17 protein-coding genes are annotated in these 18,323 nt (G+C 44.4%); 14 read left to right on the forward strand and 3 right to left on the reverse strand.

What is annotated here, in order from left to right:
• The first annotated feature begins 60 nt into the window (after positions 1–60).
• The 7 genes from BMX69_RS22150 (at position 61) to BMX69_RS22175 (ending at position 6,549) form a co-directional block, all read left to right on the forward strand.
• Positions 61–1,968: a BglG family transcription antiterminator gene (locus BMX69_RS22150; RefSeq protein ID WP_100043546.1), complete on the forward strand. Its 1,908-nt coding sequence runs from the start codon at positions 61–63 to the stop codon at positions 1,966–1,968.
• A 31-nt stretch (positions 1,969–1,999) separates the two neighbouring features.
• Entirely contained in the window at positions 2,000–2,275 is a 276-nt protein-coding gene (locus BMX69_RS24555; protein ID WP_054790800.1) for a hypothetical protein, read from the forward strand.
• Positions 2,276–2,397: 122 nt separating this feature from the next.
• Complete coding sequence (locus tag BMX69_RS22155) at positions 2,398–2,700, forward strand: PTS sugar transporter subunit IIA (protein ID WP_025231194.1); 303 nt, start codon at positions 2,398–2,400, stop codon at positions 2,698–2,700.
• Positions 2,701–2,725: 25 nt separating this feature from the next.
• A complete protein-coding gene (locus BMX69_RS22160) occupies positions 2,726–3,028 on the forward strand; it encodes a PTS sugar transporter subunit IIB (RefSeq protein ID WP_038278151.1) in 303 nt (100 codons plus the stop codon).
• Between the two features lie 30 nt (positions 3,029–3,058).
• The gene (locus tag BMX69_RS22165; protein ID WP_100043547.1) at positions 3,059–4,333 is read left to right on the forward strand and encodes a PTS sugar transporter subunit IIC; all 1,275 of its coding nucleotides are present in this window, start codon (positions 3,059–3,061) and stop codon (positions 4,331–4,333) included.
• Positions 4,334–4,350: 17 nt separating this feature from the next.
• On the forward strand, positions 4,351–5,670 hold the full coding sequence (locus BMX69_RS22170; RefSeq protein ID WP_054790802.1) for a 6-phospho-beta-glucosidase: 1,320 nt from the start codon (positions 4,351–4,353) through the stop codon (positions 5,668–5,670).
• Between the two features lie 42 nt (positions 5,671–5,712).
• Positions 5,713–6,549 carry a chitosanase gene (locus BMX69_RS22175; protein ID WP_054790803.1) on the forward strand — a complete coding sequence of 279 codons (837 nt, stop codon included), beginning with the start codon at positions 5,713–5,715 and terminating at the stop codon, positions 6,547–6,549.
• 64 nt (positions 6,550–6,613) lie between these two features.
• Here BMX69_RS22175 and BMX69_RS22180 read toward each other — a convergent pair whose 3' ends face one another.
• Entirely contained in the window at positions 6,614–7,888 is a 1,275-nt protein-coding gene (locus tag BMX69_RS22180; protein ID WP_100043548.1) for an L-cysteine desulfidase family protein, read from the reverse strand.
• A 168-nt stretch (positions 7,889–8,056) separates the two neighbouring features.
• Here BMX69_RS22180 and BMX69_RS22185 point away from each other — a divergent pair, with 168 nt between their 5' ends.
• From BMX69_RS22185 to BMX69_RS22195, 3 genes are all read left to right on the forward strand, one after another.
• Positions 8,057–8,980, forward strand: coding sequence for a LysR family transcriptional regulator (locus tag BMX69_RS22185; RefSeq protein ID WP_100043549.1), 924 nt, complete (start codon positions 8,057–8,059; stop codon positions 8,978–8,980).
• A gap of 71 nt (positions 8,981–9,051) precedes the next feature.
• Positions 9,052–10,032 (forward strand): Gfo/Idh/MocA family protein, encoded by a 981-nt coding sequence (locus BMX69_RS22190; protein WP_054790804.1) that lies wholly within the window; start codon positions 9,052–9,054, stop codon positions 10,030–10,032.
• Between the two features lie 14 nt (positions 10,033–10,046).
• Complete coding sequence (locus tag BMX69_RS22195; protein ID WP_100043550.1) at positions 10,047–11,369, forward strand: MATE family efflux transporter; 1,323 nt, start codon at positions 10,047–10,049, stop codon at positions 11,367–11,369.
• 22 nt (positions 11,370–11,391) lie between these two features.
• On the opposite strand, the gene BMX69_RS22200 is transcribed toward BMX69_RS22195, so the two are convergent.
• Entirely contained in the window at positions 11,392–11,928 is a 537-nt protein-coding gene (locus tag BMX69_RS22200; RefSeq protein ID WP_100043551.1) for a glucan-binding protein, read from the reverse strand.
• Positions 11,929–12,148: 220 nt separating this feature from the next.
• Between BMX69_RS22200 and clpB the strand changes: the two genes are divergently transcribed.
• Positions 12,149–14,737, forward strand: a complete 2,589-nt coding sequence (clpB, locus tag BMX69_RS22205; RefSeq protein WP_100043552.1) for an ATP-dependent chaperone ClpB — start codon at positions 12,149–12,151, stop codon at positions 14,735–14,737.
• Between the two features lie 76 nt (positions 14,738–14,813).
• Here clpB and BMX69_RS22210 read toward each other — a convergent pair whose 3' ends face one another.
• Positions 14,814–15,818: an asparaginase gene (locus tag BMX69_RS22210; protein WP_100043553.1), complete on the reverse strand. Its 1,005-nt coding sequence runs from the start codon at positions 15,816–15,818 to the stop codon at positions 14,814–14,816.
• Between the two features lie 164 nt (positions 15,819–15,982).
• Between BMX69_RS22210 and BMX69_RS22215 the strand changes: the two genes are divergently transcribed.
• The 3 genes from BMX69_RS22215 to BMX69_RS22225 all read left to right on the forward strand — a co-directional run bounded on the left by BMX69_RS22215 (position 15,983) and on the right by BMX69_RS22225 (position 18,309).
• Positions 15,983–16,162 carry a DUF4250 domain-containing protein gene (locus tag BMX69_RS22215; RefSeq protein ID WP_025231206.1) on the forward strand — a complete coding sequence of 60 codons (180 nt, stop codon included), beginning with the start codon at positions 15,983–15,985 and terminating at the stop codon, positions 16,160–16,162.
• 120 nt (positions 16,163–16,282) lie between these two features.
• Positions 16,283–17,794, forward strand: coding sequence for a cardiolipin synthase (gene cls / locus BMX69_RS22220; RefSeq protein ID WP_054790808.1), 1,512 nt, complete (start codon positions 16,283–16,285; stop codon positions 17,792–17,794).
• A 44-nt stretch (positions 17,795–17,838) separates the two neighbouring features.
• Positions 17,839–18,309 (forward strand): putative ABC transporter permease, encoded by a 471-nt coding sequence (locus BMX69_RS22225; protein ID WP_100043554.1) that lies wholly within the window; start codon positions 17,839–17,841, stop codon positions 18,307–18,309.
• The last annotated feature ends 14 nt before the right edge of the window (positions 18,310–18,323 follow it).

The following is an 18,323-nucleotide window of genomic DNA, read 5'->3' on the forward strand; positions in this document are numbered from 1 at the left end:
CATAAAAAATATAGCTAAAAGTATTTCGTATTTGGCATGAATAAATAGGAGTGAATAGATATGGATAGGCGAAAGAGACAGATCCTGGATATTTTGTCAGACAGTGAATACTATACGGCAGAAGATCTTGCAGGGCAGATCTGTATCGGGACAAAGACCATTCGCAATCTGCTGAAAGAGATGAATCAGGAAATAGAGCCCTATGGGGCCTCGATTCTTTCAAAATATGGTGTAGGATATTATCTGAACGTTTCGGACAAAGAAAAGTTCGGTTCTTTTATTCAGGACGCCCATCATTCCGATAAATATCTGCCTGATACGTCGGAGGAACGGATACAATACCTGCTGGAGTATCTGTTTAACAGCCCTTCCTTTGTAAAATTGGATGAATTGAGTGACAGTCTGTATATCTCGAAGCGGACATTGACAGCGGATTTAAAGGAAGTAGAACAATACTTAAATAAATTTAATATAAAAATCATCCGAAAACCTAATTACGGAATTAAGCTGGAAGGAGGAGAATTCGAAGCAAGATTGTGCATCGCGTCTTTTTCTGGAAAACGGCTTCATAAGGGCAATCAGAGTATGGATGAGATTGCGGCATGCGTATCGGATGTTCTTAAAAGGAACGATTTTCTGATCCCCGGAGCTGCCTATCAGAACCTCGTTGTTCATCTCTACATAGCGATCAGCCGGATCATGGAATGCCATTATGTGCCCATGCCTGAGGAGCCTTTGAAGAATTTGAACGGACGGTATGAGTATCAGATCGCAAAAGAAATCGCGGAACAGATAGAATCCACATTCCACATCACATTTCCTGAGGCAGAGATCGTTTACATCACCATACACTTAGCAGGGAAGAAGATGATATACCATGCCGATGGAGCGGATCAGAATATCATCATTACCCAGGAAATCAGTGATCTGGTGACCATCATGCTGGAACGGGTATACGATCTGTTCAAATTTGATTTCCGCAATGATCTGGAGCTGCGCATGCTATTGTGCCAGCATCTGGTGCCTTTAAGCATCAGGATTAAATATGATATGGACTTAAAGAATCCTCTTCTTCGGGATGTAAAGGAAAGGTTTTGCCTTTCCTATACCATGGCCTGCAATGCGGTCACAGTTATAAACGAACATTTTAATATCCTTTTGTCAGAAGATGAAATTGCATACTTTGCCTTTGCTTTCGCATTTGCTCTTGAGCGGAAAAAGACTGAAATAGAGAAAAAGAATATACTTCTGGTATGCTCTTCCGGTCGGGGAAGTGCGAAGCTTCTTCAGTATAAATACCAGAATTCGTTTAAAGAATATATAAACGATATTACTGCCTGTGATGTGGGAAGTATTTATAAGGTGGATTTTTCAAAATATGACTACATCTTTACCACCGTACCCATCACGGTTCCTGTACCTCTTCCGATTCTGGAGGTGCAGTATTTTCTTGATGACAAAGACATTGTCAATGTAAAAAAGGTTCTTACTTCCGATAAGGCATCTTCCGTGCGGAATTACTATGAACGGGAGATGTTTCTGCCTCATTTAAAGCTGCAGACAAAGGAAGAGGTCCTCCGCTGTATGTGCCAGTTTGTGATGGAAAAGAAGAATCTTCCGAAGGAATTTTATGAATCCGTGTTAAAGAGGGAGAGGCTAGCCAAGACCGCTTTTGGCAACATGGTGGCAATGCCTCACGTTTACAAGGCGATCAGTGAGGAGACATTTGTATGTGTTGGTATCCTTGATGAACCGGTGGACTGGGAAGGGCAGAAGGTACGCGCCGTTTTCCTGGTGTCCATAGCCAATAAGGATCATACCAGTGAAGAACTGCAGCGCTTTTATCAGATGACGGCGGCCTTTCTTTTAAGCCAGAAACAAATCCAGGAGCTGGTCAAAAAGCAGGATTATGATGCATTTATAGAAGCCATGAGCAGCATAGAAGCACAGATTCCAAAGGAAGTATGAGGGAAAGGCATATAGAATAAAAGTGAGACGAGTGCAAAATGATTATCATTTTGCACTCGTCTTTTTCTCTGTCGGGATCAGCCTCGCAAAGTCGTATATTCATTTGGTAAAGAGAGGAAAAAGGTACCATTACGAAAATGGAAAAAGGCATCATGGAGTTCTAAAAAGAAGTATGGTAGTATGTGAATGTGCAATAGATAAATGCATTATTTTCAATAAAGACAGGGAAGTGATGAAGAGAAAATTTATGAACGGCCTGCTTGCAGCAGCAGGAGCTTCCGTTCGTTCTGTACCAGCTGCAAATTGAGGGAGAGGTTAACAGTAGATAGAATAATTCAGATAATACAAGATCAGCATGATGTAGTTTTGAGTCACTTTATGACATTTGTGAGACTCATAATTACAGGTTAAGAGAGAGGCAGTGTGAGAATGGATATTGAAATGATTGTTATGAAGCTTGTAGTCTGCGGAGGGAACGCCAGAAGCACTGCGATTGAAGCACTGCGTTCGGCAAAAAACGGTGATTTTAAACATGCGGACCAGTTGATGGAAGATGCAGAAAAGACGATTCAGGAAGCACATGAGGTCCAGACAGAAATGATCCAGAATGAGTTAAACGGCAAAAAGGCAGAAGTCGGGCTTTTAATGGTTCATGCCCAGGATCATCTGATGAATGCCATGACGGTCATGGACCTGTGCAAAGAAATGATTGATATTTTAAGAATAAAATAATTCATTTATAGAAAGGAAGGTAGTTATGAGAAACATTGTTTTGTTTTGTGCGGCAGGAATGTCCACCAGCCTCTTGGTTCATAAGATGAAAGAGGCAGCTGAAAAAGAAAATTACGAGTGTAAGATCAATGCCTATGCACTTGCAAGCACCAAGGACAAGGGGAAGGATGCAGATATCATCCTGCTGGGGCCTCAGGTTCGTTTCAGTAAGGCAAAAGTAGAAAAGGACTGTCCAGGTAAGATCATTGAATGCATTGATATGCAGGTATATGGCACTATGAACGGTGCAAAGGTCATAGCTCAGGTCAAAAAAGCATTGGGCGATTGAATTTGAGCACACAATAAGGGGGAAATAAAGATGGATAAATTGATGAACTGGTTGCAAGACACAATTATACCGCCATTGTCAAGATTGGGGAATCAAAGACATTTGGTAGCGGTACGTAATGGTTTAACGTTAACGTTACCGGCAATCATAAGCGGAAGCATTTTTCTTATCATAGGGAATATTCCAATTGAAAGCTGGACTAATTTTTTAGCACCTTATGAAGACATGATTAATGCTGCCGTCGGTGTTTCGTTTGGCATTATTTCACTTTTAGCAGCAATTGGAATCGGTTACGAGCTAAGTAAAAGTTATGACCTTGATGCTATTTCCGGTGCGGGCTTGTCGGTAATGGCTTTTATTACCACTCAGCTTTCAGACGGCTTTGTCATTGATCCTGCAGGCTTTGATTCTACGGGACTATTTACAGCAATTATTGCGGGAATTGTTACGACTGAAATTTATCATTTCTGCATTAAAAAGAATTGGGTATTTAAACTGCCTGAGGGTGTGCCGCCGGCAGTAAGTAATTCCTTTGTATCTTTGATTCCTGCAATGCTGATTTTAGTGCTGTTCTGGACAATTCGTGTTCCGCTGCATTTTAATATTACTGAATTCATTCAAAGTATCTTTTCGCCGTTGCTTCATGCATTAAATAGTTTACCTGGTATTTTGCTCTACACATTTTTAGTAAGTTTATTGTGGTGTGCAGGAATCCATGGAGACATGACATTAGAAGGTGTTGCAGATCCAATATTTTTAGCCTTTGTTGCAGCAAATGCTTCTGCATATGCCAAAGGAGAAGCACTTCCTTATATCACTGCATCAGGTTTTTCCAGCTTATTTGTTAATGTGGGCGGAACAGGGGCTACATTAACCTTAGTTCTTCTGATGATTTTCTCAAAATCAAAAACTTATAAGGAATTGGGAAAGGTGGCTCTGCCGGGTTCGATTTTTGAAATAAATGAGCCGGTAATTTTCGGGTTTCCGATTATCATGAACCCACTGATGATGATTCCTTTCATTTTGATTCCGTTAGTATTGGCTGCCAGCAGTTATTTTCTTATGTCCATTGGATTGGTTGGCAGACCGATAATGATGGTTCCCTGGACCATGCCCCCGATTATTGGACCTTTAATGGCCACTGGCTGGGATATAAGAGCCGCAATCTGGTCTGCACTTGAAATTGTCATTGCTATTGTTATTTATATGCCATTTTTCAAGATTGCTGAAAAACAAATGTTGGAGAATGAAAATCACACACTTGAAACAACGGATATTGAAGTTAATGGAGTTGCAGAAAATTGATCATGGAGGAATTTACTATGTCAAAAAAAATTAAAGTTGTAACGATTGGCGGAGGATCCAGCTATACACCAGAATTGGTTGAGGGATTTATTAAAAGATATGATGAATTTCCAATCAGTGAATTGTGGCTGGTGGATATCGAAGAAGGCAGGCATAAGTTAGAGATTGTGGGAGAGATGGCTAAGCGGATGGTAGAAGCAGCAGGAATTGACTGCAAGGTTTACCTAACGCTGGACCGGCGGGAAGCTTTAAAAGATGCGGATTTCGTTACCACACAGCTGCGGGTTGGATTATTAGATGCTCGAATTCAGGATGAGCGTATCCCTTTAAGCCATGGGTTAATCGGTCAGGAAACCAATGGCGCCGGGGGCATCTTTAAGGCATTACGAACCATTCCTGTAATATTAGATATTGTTGAAGAAATGAAAGAGCTATGCCCTGATGCTTGGTTAATTAACTTTACCAATCCTTCCGGTATGGTTACGGAAGCCGTTTTAAGATATGGCAATTGGAACAAGGTCGTTGGTTTATGCAATATTCCAATCAATGCGGTCTATGAAGAAGCTGCAATACTTGATGAATTGCCATCAGATTTATTCTTCCAGTTTGCAGGCATTAATCATCTGCACTGGCACACAGTGGTTGATAAAAATGGAATTGACAGAACGGATGAACTTATAAATAAGATGTATGGAAGTGGAGAAACAAATTCAATTGTTGCAAATATTAAGGATAATCGTTTAATTTTTGAACAAGTTGAAAATCTTCATATGGTTCCATGCCCGTATCATAATTACTATTACTATACGGATAAAATGTTAGCCGAGGAATTAGAAGACTTTAAAAACAATGGAACCCGTGCAGAAAAAGTCAAAAAAATTGAAGCCGAATTATATGAATTATATAAGGACCCCAATTTAAATTATAAACCGAAACAGTTAGAAGAACGGGGCGGAGCCAGATATAGTGATGCTGCTTGCGAAACGATTACCTCAATCTACAATGATAAAAGAACAACCATGACCGTTAGTACCCGGAATAACGGTACGATCAAAGACCTGCCTGATGATTGCGCGGTTGAAGTTACTTGTACTTTAACAGGAAAAGGCCCGGTTCCTTATAATTTCGGAAGCTTTAAACCTCAGGAAAGAGGATTGCTGCAATTGATGAAAGCTATGGAGGAATTAACCATTGAAGCTGCTGTTACAGGGGATAGAGGCACCCTATTACAGGCCTTTATGATGAATCCTCTGATTACCAGCGGGGACGTAGCAAAACAGGTAATGGAGGAATTACTGGAAGCCCATGAAAAACATCTTCCTAATTTCTTTCAGTAGGTTTTCAGTAAACTTTTGTTTGATGAAAGGAGAAAAATTTTCTTGAATAAAAAAACAAACAAAATCATGGTTATCGTATCTCTCATAGGGTTATTGATTTTAACCGGATGTACTTCCAATCAAACCGGCGGTCAATTAAAGAAAGGGAGCGAAAGCAGCGGTTCTTTGAAAGACTCAGAAAAGAAAGAGATTGCGATGGAGTTAGTTTCCAGCGCAGAAAATTCATCGTTGGATTGGAAGGCTCAATACAGCTATATTGAAGATATTGAAGATGGGAGAGGGTATACAGCCGGAATCATCGGGTTTTGTTCTGGAACGGGAGATATGCTGCAATTAGTAAAAGGCTATACAGAAACAAAGTCGGAGAATCAGCTGGCTAAATACATAGAAGCTCTTGAAAAAGTGAATGGTTCGGATTCTCATGAAGGATTAGGGGAAGCTTTTGAAAATGACTGGAAGACTGCCAGCGAAGATGAAGAATTCCAGGAAGCACAGAACAAAATCAGAGATGAGATGTATTTTAATCCGGCAGTTGACCAGGCAGTAAAAGACGGATTATCCATTTTGGGCCAGTTCATTTACTATGATGCAATCGTAATGCATGGCCCAGGTGATGGATCTGTTCCATATGAAGAAAGTTTTCCGGGCATAAGAGAGGCTGCGATAAATAAAGCGAAGTCTCCGGCAGATGGAGGAAATGAAGCAGATTATCTTACGGCTTTTCTTGATGAAAGAGATAAGGTAATGAAACTTGAAAGTGCTCATGAAGACTTAAGCAGAACAATTGCCCAAAGGAATTTCCTAAAGGAAGAAAATTATTCCTTACAAAAGCCTCTTGAGTGGGAAATGTATGGAGATCCCTTTAAGATTGATAAATGATATAGCTATTAAGGCTAAAAGACAGCAATTCCAGGAAGCCCCTGGAATTGCTGTCTTATCTATGTTACACCTCTATCATAATCCGTATAATTTCCTTGTTGGTTTCCCTCATTCCTTCTCTCCCCAGTCTTCCGACATTCCGAAGGGTAGCCTCCACGCCTTTGGTGACGATCCCATCGCCGTCAAAGAACTGCTGTCCCTGCATGTACATATTGTAACCTAGAATTCCGGCTTCTATGGAAGATGCGATCTTTGCCGCACAGGAGGACTTTGCCCCATCGCATACGATACCGGAGACAATGGCAAGCGCATTGACTATGGTATGGATGACTTCCTCATAGCCTCCTCCGCAGAGATAGGCAATTCCAGCTCCGGCCCCGGCTCCTGCATTGACGGCTCCGCAATAGGCGGATAATCTGCCGATGGGAGTTTTCTGGTGAATGGCGGCCAGATTGGATAAGGCTAAGGCCCGGTATAATTTCTCTTCGCTGGCCTTTAAGGCCTTTGCATATACGATGACAGGTACGGAAACGGTGATCCCCTGATTTCCGCTTCCGGAATTGATAACCACCGGCAGTCCGCAGCCATTCATTCTGGCATCAGAACCTGCAGCTGCCATGGCCTTTGCCCTGGCGGATAAGTCATCTCCCGCATTTTTAAGAAGTACCTTGCCGATATTGGCTCCATAGCTTTCCTTAAGCCCCTCTTCGGCAATGGCCCAGTTGTAACGGATCTGCCGGTCCAGGATCTCCTGTATGTCAGAGATATCCACGGAATTGATAAAGTCCCAGATATCCTCCATATTGAGTAAATTCCGGTCAGTCAGCGCCTCTTCTTCCAAAGTCGCTTCCTTTTTCTCTTGTATGATCCCATCCTTTTCAATGAGGACGATGTTGGTGTGGTAACCCGCAATCCGTACCCTGCTATAGGACGATCCCTTATACAGGGTAATAAGGATGTCAAAATTAATCCCCTGATCCAGATGTTCCACCGTGATCTCTCGTTCTTTCATAAATTCTCTCATCTGTACCATCTGCTCTGGCGAGACCTCAGCTATGACCTCCAGCTCTCTTTCCGGATTCCCTGCCACAATCCCCGCCGCCACTGCCGCAGGAATGCCCTTTAAATGGCCTGTGTTGGGAACGATCACAGATTTCACATTCTTAATAATGCTTCCGCTGGCTGCCACCACCACTTGATCAGGTATCTGCCCCAGAGCTTTTCTGGCTATTGCGGCGGCATAAGCCAGGGCGATCGGTTCGGTACAGCCCATGGCGGGAAGCAGTTCTTCCTTCAGTATCTGCACATAGGCGCGGTATTTATTACATTCCCTTTCCATATGAACATTAATTCCTTTCTGAAAGTATCATTAATTTTCGTAAACAGCCTGTCAATAATCATTGATTTCTTATTAGTTATAATGTACCATATAAAAGTATGAATGTAAAATTTAACGTTTTTAAGATAACGTTTAATATTTTTAAATTACTAAGGAAGGAGTTTTAAGATGGAACTTCGGGAAATAAAGACATTTTTAGAGGTGGCAAACCGGAAAAGTTTTTGCAGGGCGGCTGAAAAGCTGGGCTATTCCCAGGCTGCTGTCACCGTACAGATCAAACAGCTGGAACGGGAACTAAAGGTTCATTTGTTTGACCGGATCGGGAAGCAGACGACCCTGACTCATGAGGGGGAAACCTTTTATGAATATGCGGCTGAGGTGGTAAAGAACTTAACCCATGTAAAAAATATTTTATCCGTATCCCCGGAGCTTACAGGAAGGCTGGTGATCGGGACCATAGAGTCCATCTGTTCTACCTTGTTTCCGCCCCTCATTCAGGAGTTCCACCGCCATTATCCCTTAGTCAACGTAAGCATTGTCGTGGACTCCCCTGATGCGCTTCTTACCATGATGAACCATAACACCATTGATCTGGTGTATTTCCTTGATAAGCGCATGTATGATTCAAAATGGGTGAAAGTGATGGAAAAGCCTGAAAACATTATTTTTGCAGCTTCAAAGGACCATCCCTTTGGAATGGAAACATGTCTCACCATAGATCAAGTCATTTCGCAGCCCATGATCCTTACGGAAAAGGATGCCAGCTACCGGCTTATGCTGGAACAGTATCTTGCTGCTTATGGAAAAAAGGTTCACCCCTTTCTGGAGATCGGCAATACAGAATTCATCATCAAGCTTCTCCGCAGCAACGCAGGGATCTCTTTTCTTCCGGAATTCACCATTTGCAGGGATATTAAGGAAGGAACCTTAATGCCTCTTAACATGAAGGATTTTCACTTGCACTCCTGGAGGCAGATGGTTTATCACAAGGATAAATGGATCAGCAGGGAGATGAAGGCATTTATTGGACTGGTTCAAAGGATGGAGCAGGAGTGCAAAGGGGAAGCCCCTCTGGACATTCCAAAAGAATAATTGTACAGACTCTTTTCATGTGCTATACTGAACAGGAAAATATATGAAATAATTGTACGGAGGTTTAAGACATGGAAGCGTTAAAAATCGGAATCATGGGAACAGGCAGGATCGCATCGGTACTGGCAAATACAATGCTTCAGATGCCTCAGGTAGTTCTGTTGGGAGCAGCCTCCAGAAGCCTGGAAAAAGCGGAAGAATTTACGGCACGTTTTTCCATTGAAAGGGCTTACGGCTCTTATGAGGAACTTGTGAAAGACCCGGATATTCAGCTGATCTACATTGCAACACCTCATTCTGAGCATTGCAGCAATGCGAAGCTATGCCTGGAAAATGGAAAGCATGTTCTCTGCGAAAAAGCCTTTGCTGCCAACTATGCTCAGGCCAAGGAGATGACCGATCTGGCGGAGGAAAAAAATCTTATGATAACGGAAGCCATGTGGGTACGTTACATGCCTATGGCAAAAACCCTGAAAGAGGTTTTAAACTCAGGCGTTATCGGTGAGCCTATGACCCTTACGGCAAATCTCTGTTATCTGGTTTCTGACAAGCCGCGCCTAATAAAGCCGGAGCTTGCAGGGGGAGCCCTTCTTGATGTAGGAGTGTACACTCTTAATTTCGCTTCCATTGTTTTTGGTGATGAGATTACAGATATCAAATCCAGTGTGATTAAGACTGACAGCGGAGTGGACGCCCAGAACAGCATAACCCTATGCTATCCTGGAGGAAAGATGGCAATCTTAAACAGTTCCCTGCGGGTGCTCTCCGACCGTATGGGAGTCATATACGGAACCAAGGGATACCTTGTAGTTGAGAATGTCAATAATTTTGAGACCATCCGGGTTTATAATGCCAGTAGGGAGCTGGTTGAAACTCACATCAGGCCGGAACAGATATCAGGATATGAATACCAGATTGAAGCCAGCGGGGAAGCCATTAGAAACGGCTGGACAGAGTGTCCCCAGATGCCTCATAAGGCAACCCTGGACGTAATGAGGGTCATGGATGAGCTAAGAAGACAGTGGGGAATCCGCTACCCGTTTGAGGCATAATAAGAGGAAGGTTCATGTTTACTAAAAAAGATTTGATGAAGCTGCTGGCCCCTTTGATCGTGGAACAGATATTGATCGTTTTTGTAGGAATGGTGAATGTCATGATGGCGGCTGCAGTGGGAGAGGCATCGGTTTCCGGAGTTTCTCTGGTGGAATCCATCAACATTCTGGTCATTCAGATGCTGTCGGCACTGGCTACAGGAGGTGCTGTCATTTCGTCCCAGTATCTTGGGAAAAAGCAGTCAGAGAATGCCTGCAAGGCAGCGGGGCAGCTCATTGGAGTCACGACTGTACTGTCAGTGCTTGTTACCCTTATTGCACTGGCAGGCAGGGGAGGCCTTCTAAAGGCTATTTTCGGCAGTGTGGATGAGTCAGTCATGAGCGCCGCCGTGGTTTATTTCTGGATTACGGCCCTGTCCTATCCCTTTGTGGCAGTCTATAATTCCTGTGCGGCCTTATTCCGCTCCATGGGAAACTCCAAGGCTTCCATGGCAGTTTCCCTTGTGATAAATACCGTGAATGTAGCGGGAAATGCAGTCTGTGTATACGGCCTTCATATGGGAGTGACCGGCCTGGCATGGCCCACCCTGTTTTGCAGGGTGGCCGCTGCGGTAGTGATGCTTTTCATGATTCAAAGTCCCGGCAATGTTGTGAGGATCAACCGTCTGGAGGATCTTAAGCCAGACATTCCGATGATTAAGAAGATACTGTCCATTGGTATCCCAAACGGCCTGGAAAACGGCATGTTCCAGTTTGGAAAGCTTGCGCTGCAAAGCCTGATCTCTTCCCTGGGAACGGCGGCGATTGCCAGCTACGCAGTGGCTTCCAACCTGGTGACCCTGCTGTATCTGCCCGGCAATGCCATAGGCCTGGGCCTGATCACCATTGTTGGACAATGTGTGGGAGCAGGAGAGAAAAAGGAGGCAAAGCGCTATACCAGACTTTTGGTCGGCGCTAATTACGGAATCCTTCTTTTGTTGTGTACGGTCATGGTCGTATTTTCAGACCAGCTTGCTTCTGTCTACAACCTTTCGGGGGAGGCTGCAAAAATATCCGTCCGGATGGTGGTGGTCCACAGCTATGCAATGATCGTGTGGCCTTTGGCCTTTACCATTCCTTATGCCCTGAGAGCTTCTATGGATGCCAAATTTACCATGGTAGTGTCCATATTCTCTATGTGGCTGTTCCGGATCGCATTTGCTTATTTCTTCGTACGTGTGATGAATACAGGTGTCATGGGCGTATGGTATGGAATGTTTATTGACTGGATTTTCCGCGCGGTTTTATTTAGCTGGAGATTCAGGGGAATAGAAAAAAGAGCGGTGTCTGTTTCTTAAGCAGCACTGCTCTTTTCTTCGTTTACCTGACTTCATTCATGCGCCCGTTTGCATCCACATAGGAACCGTCAACAAATTGGTTTACAGCCATAAGACCGAGTAGACCGTCGGAATTCGGGTTAAAATAGTACCAGAAGCCATCGATTTTATGCCAACCGGTTACCATGATTCCAATCTGGTTCATGTAAAACCAGCCGCAAAGATCAGAGTCATACACCCAGCCGGTTACCATAGAGCCTTCCTCTTTTCCCTGACAGGGATTAAAATAATACCAGTTGTCATTGATAAAACGCCAGCCGGTCGCCATGTACCCATTGTCCATGAAATAATAGGAATGGCCCTGGTATTCCGCCCATTTTCCGGCAGGATAGGAGGAATTCCATTGATTAAAAAAACGCCAGCCAACCTCATCCTTTATCCAGGCACCGGACAGATATATGGATTCATCCTTTGTGTGGGCAAAGCTGTCAAAGGGGACTGTGGCTGCAAAAAGAAACAGGGAAACAGCAGCGGCTGCTGCTCCATGGAGTATTAACCCGCGGCGGGAAATATTTTTCATGAAAGTGTCACCTCCTGAATGTAAGGGATAAGAATCACTGCTTTGATTATAGAGGAAGGTCCTGGAAAAAACAATGCAGGGCTTGAAACTGTAAGATTTTTGTTGGAATTCTGTTGGAATCCTGAAAAATTATCTTGACACAGGAAACACTATTTGTTATATTACATATAGAACAAATAAAGCAATATTTTTACATAACTGAGAAAAAGGAGGAGCTATGATGAACATCAATAAATTTACGCAAAAATCGATGGAAGCCGTCCAGAACTGCGAAAAGCTTGCATATGAATATGGAAATCAGCAGATCGAGCAAGAACACATGCTGTACAGCCTTCTTACCATTGAAGACAGCCTGATTTTAAAACTCATTACCAAGATGAATATACAAAAAGAGCAATTCTTAAATGAAACGGCTCAGGCAATAGAAAAACTTCCCAAGGTCAGGGGAGGACAGATTTACATCAGCAATGATTTAAATAAGGTCTTAATAAGCGCCGAGGATGAGGCAAAGGCCATGGGAGATGAATACGTTTCTGTAGAGCATTTATTCTTAGCCATGTTAAAGCAGCCCTCCAAAGCGGTAAAGGAACTGTTTCGGAGTTATGGCATAACAAAGGAAAACTTTTTACAGGCCCTATCCACGGTAAGAGGAAACCAGCGTGTTGTCAATGACAACCCGGAGGCAACCTACGATACCCTTACCAAATACGGCTATGATATGGTGGAGCGGGCCAGGGACCAGAAGCTGGATCCTGTCATAGGACGGGACAGCGAGATCCGGAATGTGGTGCGGATCCTTTCCAGGAAGACGAAGAACAACCCGGTTTTGATCGGTGAACCTGGAGTCGGAAAGACTGCTGTAGTAGAAGGCCTGGCTCAAAGGATTGTCCGGGGTGATATACCGGAGGGATTAAAGGACAAAAAGCTGTTTGCCCTTGACATGGGAGCATTGCTGGCAGGTGCCAAATACCGGGGAGAATTTGAGGAACGTTTAAAGGCCGTTCTTGATGAAGTGAAGAAAAGCGACGGTCAGATCATTCTGTTTATTGACGAGCTTCATACCATTGTAGGAGCAGGTAAGACAGAAGGTTCCATGGACGCGGGCAATATGTTAAAGCCTATGCTTGCCAGAGGCGAGCTTCACTGCATCGGCGCAACCACACTTGATGAATACCGCCAGTATATAGAGAAGGATCAGGCTTTAGAACGGCGGTTCCAGCCGGTCATGGTCGACGAACCTACGGTGGAAGATACCATTTCCATATTAAGGGGACTGAAAGAACGGTATGAGGTCTACCATGGGGTAAAGATCACAGACTCTGCCCTGGTATCGGCAGCCGCTTTGTCTGACCGTTATATCAGCGAGCGTTTTCTGCCGGATAAGGCCATTGACCTAGTGGATGAAGCTTGTGCCATGATAAAGACAGAACTGGACTCCATGCCGGCTGAGCTTGATGAGCTTTCCAGGCGTATTATGCAGATGGAGATTGAAGAGGCTGCCCTTAAGAAGGAAACCGACCGTTTAAGCCAGGACCGCCTTGCTGAGCTTCAGAAGGAGTTGGCGGAGCTTCATGATGAGTTTGCTTCCCAGAAGGCCCAATGGGAAAATGAAAAGGCATCCGTGGAACGGTTATCCGCCCTGCGGGAAGAAATTGAGAATATGAACCGGGAGATCCAGACAGCGCAGCAAAAGTATGATTTAAACCGCGCGGCAGAGTTGCAATACGGAAAGCTTCCCCAGCTTCAGAAGGAACTGGCGGAAGAGGAAGAGAGGGTAAGGAACCAGGATATGAGCCTGGTTCATGAAAGCGTAACAGAAGATGAGATTTCCAGAATCGTATCCAAGTGGACAGGAATCCCGGTGGCCAGACTGACGGAAGGGGAAAGGAATAAAACCCTCCACCTTGATAAGGAGCTTCATAAGAGAGTCATCGGCCAGGACGAGGCAGTAATAAAAGTGACCGAAGCCATTATCCGTTCCAAGGCAGGGATCAAGGATCCTACCAAACCCATTGGCTCCTTCCTGTTTTTAGGACCTACGGGCGTTGGGAAGACAGAACTTGCCAAGGCCTTGGCGGAAGACCTGTTTGACGATGAAAATAACATTGTCAGAATCGATATGAGCGAGTACATGGAAAAGCATTCCGTATCCAGACTGATCGGAGCACCTCCTGGATATGTGGGCTACGATGAAGGCGGCCAGCTGACTGAGGCAGTCAGGAGAAAGCCGTATTCCGTAGTGCTCTTTGATGAGGTGGAAAAGGCTCACCCTGATGTGTTTAACGTACTGCTGCAGGTTCTTGACGATGGACGGATCACAGACTCTTCCGGAAAAACCGTTGACTTTAAAAACACCATTATTATAATGACATCCAACATCGGTTCCCAGTATCTGTTAACCGGTATTGACGAAGCCGGAAGAATCCGGGAGGATGCGGAAGCAATGGTAATGAATGATTTAAGGAACCATTTCCGGCCGGAATTCTTAAACCGTCTTGACGAAATAATCCTGTTCAAGCCTCTTGAAAAGGAAAATATTGCAGGAATCGTTGACCTGCTCCTTGCGGACTTGAACAAACGGATTGAAGACCGGGAACTAAAGATAGAACTGACCGACCAGGCAAAAGAGTTTGTGGTGGAGCAGGGCTATGATCCGGTTTACGGAGCCCGTCCGCTAAAGCGGTACCTGCAAAAGCATGTGGAAACGTTAGCGGCCAGGATCATTCTTGGGGATGAGGTCCGGGCAGGAAATGTAATCGTGATCGACGTGTCGGAAGACGGCCAGAAGCTGATTGCTTATCTGGAATAAGGGAAAACCCTCACGCTTATTTTAAAGGGCGCTGCAAAAGGGATGATCGCTCATCTCCTTTGCTGCGCCCGTATTTTTAAGCCTGCCAAAGAATATCTCTGTTAATGGTACGGTAAAATAATTCACGTATCTCATTTTCGTCACTGGTCTGTCCCAGAATCCACATGAGCTTCGTCACTGTGGCTTCCAGAGTCATATCATAAGCTTCTAAAAGTCCCAGCTCCTTTTTTATGGAATGTCCGACTTCGTACACAGACATATCGCTGCCCTCATTGGTCACCTGGGTGGCCATGACCACGGTTTTACCAAGTTTGATCCACTTTTTAACGGCCTTATAAAAATCACCGGTATCATAGGAGGGGAGGCCGCCGACACCAAAGGATTCTATGATCACCGCATCATAATGCTCTGCCATAAAATCCAGAACGTCAGACCCCATGGAAGGAATCAGTTTCATTAATGCCACATGAGGATTCAGCTTTTGGAAAAACCGAACCTGCCTGGGACAGGAAGCCTTATCATCTACGTAAAACAGCACGTGTCCATCCTGGATCGCGGCAATATATGGAAAATTAATGCTGGAAAAAGCATTGTAGCTCTTGGTGCGCTCCTTTTTCCCTCTGGTGCCTGCAATCACCTTGCCATCAAACGCAATGGTAACGCCATGGGCCTTAGACTCGCTGGCAAACCGGAGACTGTCTGATAAATTCGTGCGGGCATCGGTGTTTTCCATGTCAATGGGCCTTTGGGCTCCGGTGATGACAATGGGCTTTTCCGAATCCTGTACCAGATAGGAAAGGGCTGAGGCTGTATAAGCCATGGTATCCGTGCCGTGGCAGATAACAAAACCATCGTAATCCTTATAATGAGTTTCAATAGCCTTTGCCATGGTAATCCAATGGCTTGGCTGCATATTGGTGCTGTCTATGTTTAGTATCTGCAGGCTGTCTGCCTGGCAGAATTCTGATGCTTCCGGAACATAGGAAAGGATTTCGTCTGTAGTAAGGAGAGGCTTTAAGCCATTGTCACTCCGCTTACAGGCGATGGTGCCCCCTGTTCCAAGCATTAGTATTTTTTTCATACCTTGTACCTCCTAAAGGATTTCAAATTTGATTGTAGCACTGATTACTCCATTCGTACAGGGGTACTTTGCCATGAAAATTCCGCAACTCCCGTTCTCAATGATTCACAATTGGGGATAATTATGATAGAATAAATATGTTAACAGAATAGGAGGAGGAAAAAATGTTTAATATACCTAAAGATCCGGTGATGCTGCTAAGCTATGTCAATACTCAGTTAAGAGATTATTATCCTTCTCTTGAGGAATGCTGCCATAGTCTTGGGATCCAGGAGAATGACCTGACCCTTTCTCTGGCTGCGATTGATTATCATTATAACAGGGAGAGAAATCAGTTTGTATAAAAGGGTCATCGCATCAGCGGTGGTCCTTTTCTGCAATTAAATATCCCGAAGAAAGCTATGAGGTATGCCTCATTGCCCGCATAAGGCGGATCGTGACCGCTTAGACAGGAGGGATTTGTTATGGAAACGATTTTTTTGCAGGCAGTTGATATTTGGAACTGGCTGATTGATCATCTGATTTATATCAACCTGATTCTATCAATTATTATCGTATTTTTTCAGCGCCGTGATCCCAAGGCAGTCTGGACCTGGCTCCTGGCCCTGTATTTTGTTCCCGTATTCGGTATTCTTGTTTATCTGCTTTTGGGCCAGGATATGCGAAAGGGCAAGATGTTCCGGATTAAGGAAGTGGAAGACCGGGTGCGTTATTCCGCAAAGAACCAGGAAGAATTTTTAAAAAGCCATGATATCAGCCTGGTATCGTCTTTGTCCCGTGACTATGAGGATCTTGTGCTGTACAATCTGGAGACTTCCGGATCTGTGCTGACCGTTGATAATACGGTTGAGATTTTTACGGACGGGGAAGAAAAATTTAAAGACTTGAGAATGGAGCTTTCCAATGCAGCCCATTTTATTCATTTGCAGTATTATATTATTAAGGACGATGAAGTGTTTGACTCTATAATTCCCATCCTCATAGAGCGGGCCAGAGCAGGAGTTGAAGTGCGCATTCTCTGCGACGGTATGGGAGGGCGTTTCATGCGTAAGGATAAATGGAACCAGCTCAAGGAAAACGGGGTAAAGGTAGGAATCTTTTTCCCGCCCATACTCGGCAGGCTTCAGCTTCGTGTAAACTACAGAAACCACAGAAAGATCGTGGTCATTGACAACAGGGTCGGATATGTGGGAGGCTTCAACATCGGCCGGGAATATATTTCAAAGGATACCAGGTTCGGTTATTGGAGAGATACCCATTTAAAGCTGCAGGGAGGGTCTGTGCTAAGCCTTCAGATCCGCTTTGCCCTGGACTGGAATTATGCGACAGGAGAAAACCTGTTCCGGAATATGAAATATTTTTGTGAAGATGAAGATGGAAGCTGTCTGGATTTCCTTGGCGTGGTTGACATAAATGACGAGAGAAAACATCTTGGAATCCAGATCATTGCAAGCGGCCCGGATGCAAGGAGCCGCCAGATCCGGGATAATTATATCCGGCTCTTTTCAAAGGCCAGGGATCATATCTACATCCAGACACCTTATTTTGTGCCTGATGATGCTGTGCTTACCGCTTTGTCAGTAGCTGCCCGTTCCGGTGTTGATGTAAGGCTGATGATCCCCTGTAAGCCGGATCATCCTTTTGTTTACTGGGCTTCCTATTCCTATGTGGGGGATTTGATATCTGCCGGGGCCAGGTGCTATACCTATGAAAACGGGTTTCTCCATTCCAAGGGGGTCATGACCGACGGAAAGGTCAGCTCTTATGGCACTGCCAATATGGATATCCGAAGCTTTGAGTTAAATTTTGAAGTAAATGCGGTAATCTATGACGAGGAGACGACCCGCAGGCTGGAAGCTCTGTTCCTGGAGGACCTAAAGGTGTGCAAAGAGATCACAAGAGAGGTGTATGGAGAGAGGAGTCTTTTCATCCGGATCAAGGAACAGGGGAGCAGATTGTTGTCTCCTCTATTATAGAATTCTTTAACATAAGAACATAATATCCCATTAACCGGCGCATAATGAAGGGTATGAAAACACTATCACAATTAAACTTAAAACAACTGCCACTTAATTTTTGCAAATGCGGGGTGACAGGTTGGTGCCTGGAGGTTATCTTTACCTCCACGGAATCCATTTTGCGCCAAGACTGGCGGCTTATGGGGCAGACGTCCCTATTAATGTTTCCTATTTATGGCTGCGGAGCACTTTTAGGTCCCATTGGAGATCTTATTGACCGGTGGGTGAATCCCGGTTCAGGATTTACGGCAAAGAAAGCGGATCTTGCTATCCGCCATGGATTTCTTTACATGGTTCTCATTTTTGTGGCGGAATATTTTGCCGGCTCCCTTTTGCGGGGCAGAGGGATGTGCCCGTGGGATTATACGGGGCGAAACTCCAACATAGACGGGCTGATCCGTCTGGACTTTGCACCGTTGTGGTTTGCCACAGGACTGTTGTTTGAACAAATTACAAAAAAGAAAGGCGGGTAGTATTGTAATTAAAG

Source organism: Lacrimispora sphenoides JCM 1415, assembly GCF_900105615.1.
Taxonomy (GTDB): Bacteria; Bacillota; Clostridia; order Lachnospirales; family Lachnospiraceae; genus Lacrimispora; species Lacrimispora sphenoides.

What these genes read in the sequence shown, in the direction of transcription:
- BMX69_RS22200 (WP_100043551.1), bottom strand. Translation starts at nt 11,928, where the DNA reads ATGAAAAATATTTCCCGCCGCGGGTTAATACTCCATGGAGCAGCAGCC.
- BMX69_RS22165 (WP_100043547.1), top strand. Translation starts at nt 3,059, where the DNA reads ATGGATAAATTGATGAACTGGTTGCAAGACACAATTATACCGCCATTG.
- clpB (WP_100043552.1), top strand. Translation starts at nt 12,149, where the DNA reads ATGAACATCAATAAATTTACGCAAAAATCGATGGAAGCCGTCCAGAAC.
- BMX69_RS22225 (WP_100043554.1), top strand. Translation starts at nt 17,839, where the DNA reads ATGAAGGGTATGAAAACACTATCACAATTAAACTTAAAACAACTGCCA.
- BMX69_RS22185 (WP_100043549.1), top strand. Translation starts at nt 8,057, where the DNA reads ATGGAACTTCGGGAAATAAAGACATTTTTAGAGGTGGCAAACCGGAAA.
- BMX69_RS22170 (WP_054790802.1), top strand. Translation starts at nt 4,351, where the DNA reads ATGTCAAAAAAAATTAAAGTTGTAACGATTGGCGGAGGATCCAGCTAT.
- BMX69_RS22210 (WP_100043553.1), bottom strand. Translation starts at nt 15,818, where the DNA reads ATGAAAAAAATACTAATGCTTGGAACAGGGGGCACCATCGCCTGTAAG.
- BMX69_RS22160 (WP_038278151.1), top strand. Translation starts at nt 2,726, where the DNA reads ATGAGAAACATTGTTTTGTTTTGTGCGGCAGGAATGTCCACCAGCCTC.
- BMX69_RS22190 (WP_054790804.1), top strand. Translation starts at nt 9,052, where the DNA reads ATGGAAGCGTTAAAAATCGGAATCATGGGAACAGGCAGGATCGCATCG.
- BMX69_RS22155 (WP_025231194.1), top strand. Translation starts at nt 2,398, where the DNA reads ATGGATATTGAAATGATTGTTATGAAGCTTGTAGTCTGCGGAGGGAAC.
- BMX69_RS22195 (WP_100043550.1), top strand. Translation starts at nt 10,047, where the DNA reads ATGTTTACTAAAAAAGATTTGATGAAGCTGCTGGCCCCTTTGATCGTG.
- BMX69_RS22150 (WP_100043546.1), top strand. Translation starts at nt 61, where the DNA reads ATGGATAGGCGAAAGAGACAGATCCTGGATATTTTGTCAGACAGTGAA.
- cls (WP_054790808.1), top strand. Translation starts at nt 16,283, where the DNA reads ATGGAAACGATTTTTTTGCAGGCAGTTGATATTTGGAACTGGCTGATT.
- BMX69_RS22180 (WP_100043548.1), bottom strand. Translation starts at nt 7,888, where the DNA reads ATGGAAAGGGAATGTAATAAATACCGCGCCTATGTGCAGATACTGAAG.
- BMX69_RS22215 (WP_025231206.1), top strand. Translation starts at nt 15,983, where the DNA reads ATGTTTAATATACCTAAAGATCCGGTGATGCTGCTAAGCTATGTCAAT.